The sequence below is a fragment of the Streptomyces griseorubiginosus genome (assembly GCF_017614965.1).
GTDB lineage: Bacteria > Actinomycetota > Actinomycetes > Streptomycetales > Streptomycetaceae > Streptomyces > Streptomyces griseorubiginosus_B.
In genome coordinates this window covers 1-8,313 of sequence record NZ_WVUG01000358.1, presented here as the reverse complement: position 1 = coordinate 8,313, position 8,313 = coordinate 1, and the positions used below count along the sequence as shown (strand labels likewise).

Here is an 8,313-nt window from a genome sequence, read left to right as displayed (position 1 = left end):
GCCCCCGCCACCGCCCAACTGGGCCTGGAGGGTGGGGCTGATGGCCGTCACGACGTACGCGCCGGCGAGTCCGAGGGCGATACCGAGCGCACCGCCCAGCAGTCCGTTGACCATGGCCTCGCCGACGACCTGCCGGGTCACCCGGCCCGACTTCCAGCCCAGCGCCTTCAGCGTGCCGAACTCACGGACCCGCCGGGAGACGGCGGAGGAGGTGAGCAGACCGGCGACGAGGAAGGCGGCGACCAGCACCGCGATGGACAGCCACTTGCCGACGTTGCTGGCGAGGCTCGACGCCGTGGACAGCGAGCCGGACACCGTGCCGGCCAGGTCGGAGGAGGTGGTGACCGTCGTACCGGAGACGTTCTTCTGGATGGTCGACTTGACGGCGGAGATCTGCTTCGAGTCGGTCGCCTTGACGTAGATGGTGGTGACCTTGTTCTTCTGGCCCGCCAGCGTCTGGGCCTCCTTCAGCGGCATGTAGAGGTTGGCCGCCGAGTCACCGCTGTCGGCCGTGGCGATACCGATGACGGTGAACTTGACGCTCTTGATCGTGACCGTCGAACCGACCTTGTACTTCTTCTCCTTGGCGTACGCCGAGTCGGCCACCAGCACCTTGGCGGAGCTCTCCGTCGTCTTGAAAGTACGGCCGCTGGTGATCTTCGACGAGGTCAGCGGGCCGAGCCCGGTCTGGGTGACGTCGGTGCCGTAGACCGAGAAACTGTTGACGTCGAAGTTGGCGCCGCCGCCCTGCACCTCGCCCTGCGGCTGGCCGGTGCCGCCGCCCGGCTGGAAGCCGCCGCTGCCGCCGTTCTGCCGGAACTGGCCGCGGGTGAACTGGCCGCTGATCTTCACCACGTTGAGGCTGAGTCCGCCGACGGCCGTCGACACGCCCTGCTGGCCCGCGACCTTGGTGACGGTGGAGGAGGCGAGGGTCGTGAAGCCCTGCGGCAGGATCCGGTCGCTGCTCTGCGTGGACTTGTCGTCGTTGCCCTGCGCGTCGAACTGGAAGCGCGGTCGCTGCGAGCTGCTCGTGGTCGGCGTCGCCGCCTTGGTGACCGTCATGTCCGTACCCAGGCCGTAGAGCGACTGGAGGACCTTGTCCTGGGCCTTCCCCATGCCGGAGGACACGGAGTTGACCACGATGACCAGCGCGATGCCCAGCGCGAGACCGGAGGCGACGACGAGGGCCGCCTTTCTGCGGCGGCGCAGTTCGCGCCTCAGGTAGGTGAAGAACATGGCCGCAACGTAGGGACGGCGCGTGATGACTCGATAAGGCCGACATAAGAGCTGCATGAGAAGCCTGTGGCCGACCCCGGAACGGCCTCGGAGACACCGATGCCGCCCCTGGGGGCGGCATCGGAAACGCTGTGGACCGACGGTGCGTCAGACGGCCGAGCCGGCCTTCCACTGGGCCCAGCTCAGGTTCCAGCCGTTGAGGCCGTTGTCCGGCTGGACGATCTTGTCGCCGGTGTTGGAGACGACCACGACGTCACCGACGATCGAGTGCGTGTACATCCAGTAGGCCGGCGTGCTGGTGTCGTTGGCGCCCTTGGTGTCGGACAGGCCCACGCAGCCGTGGCTGGTGTTGACGCTGCCGAAGATGGACTTGGCGCCCCAGTAGTTGCCGTGCAGGAAGGTGCCGGAGTTGGTGAGCCGGATGGCGTGCGGCACGTCCTTGATGTCGTACTCGGCCTTGCCGTCGTTGTCGGTGAAGCCGACGGTCGTGCCGTTCATCCGGGTCTGCTTGTACTTCTCGGACATCACCATGATGCCGTTGTACGTGGTGTGCTCCGGCGAACCGGCCGAGATCGGGATGGTCTTGATGACCTTGCCGTCCTGCGTGACCTTCATCTGCTTGGTCTTCGCGTCGACGTAGGAGATCTGGTTGCGGCCGATGTGGAAGGTGACCGTCTTCTGCTGCACGCCGTAGACGCCGTTGGCTCCCTCCACGCCGTCCAGCGCGAGCTTCAGCGTGACGGTGGAGTTCTCCTTCCAGTACTGCTCCGGGCGGAAGTCGAGGCGGTTGGCGCCGAACCAGTGCCCGACGACCTCCTGGCCGCTGCTGGAGGTGACCGTGATGCCCTTCTGGACCGCGGCCTTGTTGGTGATCGACTTGTCGAAGTTGATCGACACCGGCATGCCCACGCCGACGGTGGTCCCGTTGTCCGGCGTGAAGGTGCCTATGAAGCTGTTGGCCGGGGAGACCGTGGTGAACGAGGCGTTCTCGTGCGCGACCCGCCCGTCGGAGTCCTTGGCGGCCGCGGCGACCTTGTAGGTGGTCGAGCGCTCCAGCTGGGCGTTCGGCTTCCAGCTGGTCTTGTCCGCGGAGAGCGTGCCGGCGACGGCGGTGCCGTTCTCGGTCGTCATGGTCACGTTGGTGAGCGTGCCCTTGCTGACGGTGACGGCCGCGGAGTTGTTGATGGAGGCGTTGTCGGTGCCGTCCTTGGGCGTGATCTTGATGTCGGCCTCCGACGCCTTCTTGGCCGCCGCCTCGTCGGCCTTCGCCTGCGAGGTGTCGTTGTTCCCGCTGCCGGAGGCCTTGTCGCCACCGCCGCCGCCGGAACAGGCCGAGAGCACCAGAACCCCACCGAGCAGGGCGGACGCGACCGTCAGGCCCCTGCGCCGCCTACTGTTCGTCATCACACGCTTCTCCATCAGTCGCCGTATCCCCTAAAACCCCGAGGGTCCCCGTTTCCTACGAACCTCGGCGTTCACGAACCTCAGCCCGTGACGAACCTCAGCCGTCAACGAACCTCAACGCTACGACCGGTTTCTCCCGTTCCACATTCCTCTGATGTGTGGGGCACACCACGTCCGCCGGGGCGGAGGGTGCGGATGACGGTCTGCGCGTCCCCTGAGACGACGAAACCCCGGACGGCGGTTGCCGGCCGGGGTCACCGATGTCTCCGGGCCGCTCAGCCGACGCCGTCCTCCTCGTCGTCCTCCCGGACATCATCGTCGTCCAGGTCCCAGTCCGGCGAATCCGGGTCGTAGTCGATGGGCTCGCTCGACCAGGAGGCCTGCGCGAGTTCCACCCCGGGCACCTCCCTCACCAGGTCGAACGGGTCGACGAGGTACGCGAGGGCCTCGGCAGTGTCTTCCGTCACAGCGCCCTCGGCGTGCGCCCGCTCGTCGTCGGGCATGTCCTGCTCGCCGGCGATACGGCGCAGAGCCGCCTTGGTCACGGCGTCGGCGTCCTCCACCTCGAGGACGAGCTCCACCCGAAGGCGGACAAAACGTGATGTCTCTTCAGTACTCATGGCGGGAGCGTACGGCGCTTGGCTCCCGTGACTTTCCCGTGACCCGCGCCTTTCACTAACATCGCCCCACACGGCCAATTAGCCAGCGCCACAAGGGGATCGATATTCCGTGTCATCCGCTCGCCGATCGTTGCTGACCGCCACCGCCGCGGGGACCCTCCTGGGTGCCCTGTGGTTCGTCCCGTCCGCCAACGCGACACAGGACACCCCGGCGAGAACGCAGCCCTCGGCGACCGCGACGACGCAGGCCAGGGTCACTTCGGCGCAGACCTCCGAGACGTCCGCGGACTCCGCGAACTCCCAGTCGGCGCAGGAGGACACCGAGCTCGCCGACACCGGAAGCATCGACACGACCCCGTACGTCGTCGGCGGAACGCTCTTCCTCACGCTCGGCGCGGGCTTCGTCGTCTACTCGGTGCGCCGCGAACGCCTCGGCTTCTGACCTCGTCCGGCATCCGACAAGGGGCCCCACGCTCAAGGCGTGGGGCCCCTTCGGCATGCCTACCGCAGTGGTCCGGTGACCGTCTCGACGGCGGCCACCAGCTTCCCCTCGCGCACGAACGCGTCGGCGGCGGCCAGGTCGGGCGCCAGGAACCGGTCCGGCCCCGGACCGGCGACACCGGCGGCCCGTACGGCCGCGATGACGGCCCGCGAGGCGGGCGCCGGGGTCAGTCCCTCGCGCAGCTCGACGGCGCGCGTGGCGGCGTACAGCTCGATGGCGACCACGCGCGCGAGGTTGTCGACCGCGGTGCGCAGCTTGCGCGCGGCCGACCAGCCCATGGAGACGTGGTCCTCCTGCATGGCGGAGGAGGGGATGGAGTCCGCCGACGCCGGTACGGCCAGCCGCTTCATCTCGCTCACCAGCGCGGCCTGCGTGTACTGGGCGATCATGAGCCCGGAGTCCACCCCAGCGTCGTCGGCGAGGAAGGGCGGCAGCCCGTGGCTGCGGTTCTTGTCGAGCAGCCGGTCGGTGCGGCGCTCGGCGATGGACGCCAGGTCGGCGGCGGCGATGGCGAGGAAGTCGAGGACGTACGCCACGGGCGCGCCGTGGAAGTTGCCGTTGGACTCCACCCGTCCGTCGGGCAGCACGACCGGGTTGTCCACGGCCGAGGCCAGCTCGCGCTCGGCCACCAGACGGGCGTGCGCGATGGTGTCCCGGCCGGCGCCGGCGACCTGCGGGGCGCAGCGCACGGAGTAGGCGTCCTGGACGCGCGGTGCGTCGTCCTGGTGGTGCCCGGTGAGCTCGGAGCCCGCCAGCACCGCGAGCATGTTGGCGGCGGAGGCGCCCTGCCCCGGGTGCGGGCGGATGGCGTGCAGCTCGGGCGCGAGCACCTTGTCGGTGCCGAGCAGCGCTTCGAGGCTCAGCGCGGCGGTGACGTCGGCCGACTTGTAGAGAGTGTCGAGGTCGGCGAGGGCCATGACCAGCATGCCGAGCATGCCGTCGGTGCCGTTGAGCAGCGCGAGGCCCTCCTTCTCGCGCAGCTCGACGGGGGCGATCCCGTGCTCGGCGAGCAGTTCGCCGGCGGGCCGCACGGACCCGTCCGGGCCCTCGGCCTCCCCCTCGCCCATGAGCGTGAGGGCGCAGTGGGAGAGGGGGGCCAGGTCGCCGGAGCAGCCGAGGGAGCCGTACTCGTGGACGACGGGGGTGATGCCCGCGTTGAGCACGTCGGCCATGGTCTGCGCGACCTCGGGCCTGACGCCCGTGTGTCCCGAGCAGACGGTCTTCAGCCGCAGGAACATCAGGGCCCGTACGACCTCCCGCTCCACCCTCGGGCCCAGTCCGGCGGCGTGCGAGCGGACGATGTTGCGCTGCAGCTGGGCCCGGAGCTCCTGGCTGATGTGCCGGGTCGCGAGGGCGCCGAAGCCGGTGCTGACGCCGTAGACCGGCTCGGGCTTGGCCGCCAGCGCGTCCACGATCTCGCGGGCCGCGGCGAGCGCCGCGACCGCCTCCCCGGAAAGCTCGACACGAGCGCCGCCGCGCGCCACGGCGAGAACGTCGGACGCGGTCACCCCGGACGTCCCCACCACCACAGTGTGCATATCCATATTCAGGAGCGTACGCAGTGAAGACGGAGATGTCACTAGCGGGGAGAGGTTACGACCCTTACACCCGGCGCCCCCGGAAACGCCGCCGCTCCACGGCCCCCTCCCCCGTCGGCGCCGCGTCGGCCAGCCGTACGACGGGGTCGTCGGGGCCCTCCCGGCCGGCGATCACGGGCTTCGACGCCCGTTCGGCCTTGGCCTTGTACTGGGCCGCGTCCGCGAGCCGGAAGAGACGGCGGGCCGAGCGGACCGGGCCGATGGGGTCCTCCGTGGACGCCACCCCGCAGGCCACACCCTCGCCGAGCTCCAGCTCCGCCGCCCGGCGGCACAGCTCGTCGGCCGCCTTCACCACCTCGTCCGCGGACGGCCCGACCGCGAGCAGACAGAACTCGTCGCCGCCGAGCCGGGCGGCGAGCGCCCCCGGCAGCATCGCGCCGCACAACGACAGCACGGAGCCGAAGCGTTCCAGGAGCCGGTCGCCGACGGCGTGTCCGCGGGTGTCGTTGACCCGCTTGAGGCCGTTGAGATCGCAGACGACGAGGCTGACCACCGTGCCGTCCACCCGATGCCGCTCGACGGCCTCCTCCAGCCGCACGTCGACGGCACGGCGGTTGGCGAGGCCGGTGAGCGCGTCGGTGTAGGCCAGCCGTCTCGCCTCCTCCAGCCGCTCCGCCTGGGCGATCCCGGCGGCGACGACGGCGGCCAGCACGGTGGCGAAGTCGGCGTCGGCCCGCTCGAAGACCGGCACCCCGAGGCGCCTCGCGACATACAGCTCGCCCCACGCCCGTCCGTTCAGCACGATCGGCGCGACCACGCAGCAGCCCCGGCCGCGGCGGCGCAGGGCGGCGACGCGCTGGTGGACGTAACCGGGCCGGCGCCCCGCGGCGGGCCCCTCGGCCGTCTCCACCCAGGCGTTGGGCTCCCCGCCGCCCGCCCACCGCTCGTGCAGGAACTCGGTGATCTCGGGAAACTGGTGGACGGGATACGACTCGTCGTCCGGGAACTCGTCCTCCCCCGCGGCCCGCTCCCCCACGTTGACGAGGACCCGCAGCCGTCCCAGCTCCCGCTCCCACACCGACAGCGCGGCGAAACTCCCGCCCAGCGCGCGGCACGCGCCGACGGCCGCGGCCCGCCACGCCTCGCGCGAGCCGTGCGCCGCCGCCATCCCCTGAGCCAACGCGACAACGGCCGCAAGCCGCTTGTCCTCACCCATCACACCAGGTTAGGGAGGTTTGTGGGGTTTCGTTCGATTGATGCGGCGGTGGGGTGACCGGCCGGCCGCGCCGGGTGAGGTCACCGAGCGGCCCTACGGAATCCGGTCACTCACCCGGCCACCGGGGCTTCCGCTTCTCGTTGAACGCCGCCACTCCCTCCGCCCGGTCACCCGAGAACGCCACCGACCGCCATGCCGCGTCCTCGACCTCCAGCCCGGCCCGCAGATCCAGCCCGTGCCCGAGCCGCAGGGCGCGCTTGGCCGCCCTGAGCCCCACGGGCGAGTTCACGGCGATGCGGGACGCGAGGGCCAGCGCCTCCTCCGTGTCCCGCCCCTCCTCCACCAGCTGGTCCACGAGCCCCAGCTCCCGAGCCTCCACCGCCTCCAGGCGCCGCGCCGTGAAGATCAGCTCGGCGGCCCGCGCGGCCCCGACCCGCCTCGGCAGCAGCTGCGTACCGCCGCCGCCCGGGATGACCCCGACGGAGACCTCCGGCAGCCCCACCACGGCCGTACGGTCGGCCACGATCAGGTCGCAGGACAGGGCGAGCTCGAACCCGCCGCCCAGCGCGAAGCCGTGCACGGCGGCGACGGTCGGCACAGACAGTTCCAGTACGCCGGTGTAGGCGCCGCGGGCGACGGGCCGCTGCCGGACCAATTCGGCGTCGCTGAAGGAGTTCCGCTCCTTGAGGTCGGCGCCGACGCAGAAGGCACGCTCGTGCGTGGAGGTCACCACCACGACCCGTACGTCCCGGTCGGCGCCCAGCGCGGCGCAGGCCTCGGCGACGGACCGGGCCATCGCGGTGGAGACGGCGTTCATGGCCTTGGGACGGTTGAGGGCGAGTTCCGCGACATGCCCGCCGTCGCCGTGCCGCCGTACCAGCACGAACTCCCCGAACCGCTCCTCGCCCATGACACCCTCCGGTTAACGCGGGTTAACAACACCTCGCCCGATCATCGCAGCCGGGTGCGCGGTGAGGGAAGGCCGGTTCCCGGAGCCGGGGCCGACAACCCGTTCGAGTGACATCCCACCCAACTCCCCACCCACCCCCCACAGCAGCGCATAACGTGCGTCCGCCACGGCGCACCGGGGGCGCGAACGCATCGGGGAGGACGCGATGAGGGAGCCGGAAACGACGGATCCAGTACGACACGGGGAACGGCCAGGACGGACGGGCACGGCACTCCGCGACGAACCACCGGGGCCGACGACGACCGGGAAGACGCCGGCAACTGCCGGGGCGTCTGCGGCAAGGCAACCTCGCACCACGCCCTCCGCCCAGGCGCCACGCTCTGCCGAGCCGTCCTCCGTTCACTCCTCGCAGGCCGCTGCCGGCAGTACTGGCTCCGCCGGACTGCGGGGGCCCGCCGGACCCGGGGGACTCGCCCGAGCGGCCACCCCGGACGTCGAACCCGCCTCCGCCCGCCTCCCTCTCTTCGGATCCCGGATCCGGGGGCGGCACAGGCGGCCGCGGCCGCGGAAGGTGCTGTTCGCCGTCGGGGGGCTCGCCCTGGCGGCCGGGGCGTTGAGTCTGGTGCGGCTCACCCCCGAGGCCGGGGTCGGCGGGAGCGGGACCGCGGAGGCCGAACCTCGGCTGGACCCGGGCAGTGGGACGGAGCAGGCCACCAACGCCGTCGCCACCGTCGCCGCCACGCCCACGGCCGCCCCCTCGGCCACCTCCGTGATGGGCGGGGTGAGTGCCACACCGTCGGCCACCTCGACGTCCGTGCCCGTGACGACCGGCCCCTCAACGCGACCGGCGTACACCGCCCCCGCCGTGATCCCCGGCAGCACCACGA

The 8,313-nt window shown here is 71.2% G+C and carries 7 protein-coding genes and 1 pseudogene; 2 read left to right on the top strand and 6 right to left on the bottom strand.

Annotation, left to right across the window (positions count from 1 at the left end):
- The 3 genes from GRC12_RS38615 to GRC12_RS38605 all read right to left on the bottom strand — a co-directional run.
- Nucleotides 1-1,236, bottom strand: a 1,236-nt coding sequence (locus GRC12_RS38615) for an ABC transporter permease (RefSeq protein ID WP_208785016.1), incomplete at its 3' end; no start/stop codon positions are given.
- A gap of 147 nt (nt 1,237-1,383) precedes the next feature.
- On the bottom strand, nt 1,384-2,655 hold the full coding sequence (locus tag GRC12_RS38610) for a L,D-transpeptidase (protein ID WP_208785015.1): 1,272 nt from the start codon (nt 2,653-2,655) through the stop codon (nt 1,384-1,386).
- Nucleotides 2,656-2,915: 260 nt separating this feature from the next.
- Nucleotides 2,916-3,260 (bottom strand): hypothetical protein, encoded by a 345-nt coding sequence (locus tag GRC12_RS38605; RefSeq protein WP_208785014.1) that lies wholly within the window; start codon nt 3,258-3,260, stop codon nt 2,916-2,918.
- 109 nt (nt 3,261-3,369) lie between these two features.
- Here GRC12_RS38605 and GRC12_RS38600 point away from each other — a divergent pair, with 109 nt between their 5' ends.
- Entirely contained in the window at nt 3,370-3,702 is a 333-nt protein-coding gene (locus GRC12_RS38600) for an LPXTG cell wall anchor domain-containing protein (protein ID WP_208785013.1), read from the top strand.
- A gap of 59 nt (nt 3,703-3,761) precedes the next feature.
- On the opposite strand, the gene hutH is transcribed toward GRC12_RS38600, so the two are convergent.
- The 3 genes from hutH to GRC12_RS38585 all read right to left on the bottom strand — a co-directional run bounded on the left by hutH (nt 3,762) and on the right by GRC12_RS38585 (nt 7,426).
- Nucleotides 3,762-5,300 carry a histidine ammonia-lyase gene (gene hutH, locus GRC12_RS38595; RefSeq protein ID WP_208785018.1) on the bottom strand — a complete coding sequence of 513 codons (1,539 nt, stop codon included), beginning with the start codon at nt 5,298-5,300 and terminating at the stop codon, nt 3,762-3,764.
- A gap of 64 nt (nt 5,301-5,364) precedes the next feature.
- Complete coding sequence (locus tag GRC12_RS38590; RefSeq protein ID WP_208785012.1) at nt 5,365-6,516, bottom strand: GGDEF domain-containing protein; 1,152 nt, start codon at nt 6,514-6,516, stop codon at nt 5,365-5,367.
- 106 nt (nt 6,517-6,622) lie between these two features.
- Nucleotides 6,623-7,426: an enoyl-CoA hydratase/isomerase family protein gene (locus GRC12_RS38585; RefSeq protein WP_208785011.1), complete on the bottom strand. Its 804-nt coding sequence runs from the start codon at nt 7,424-7,426 to the stop codon at nt 6,623-6,625.
- A 571-nt stretch (nt 7,427-7,997) separates the two neighbouring features.
- On the opposite strand from GRC12_RS38585, the pseudogene GRC12_RS38580 reads away from it, so the two are divergent.
- Nucleotides 7,998-8,313 (top strand): annotated as a pseudogene (locus GRC12_RS38580) (hypothetical protein); the annotation flags it as partial.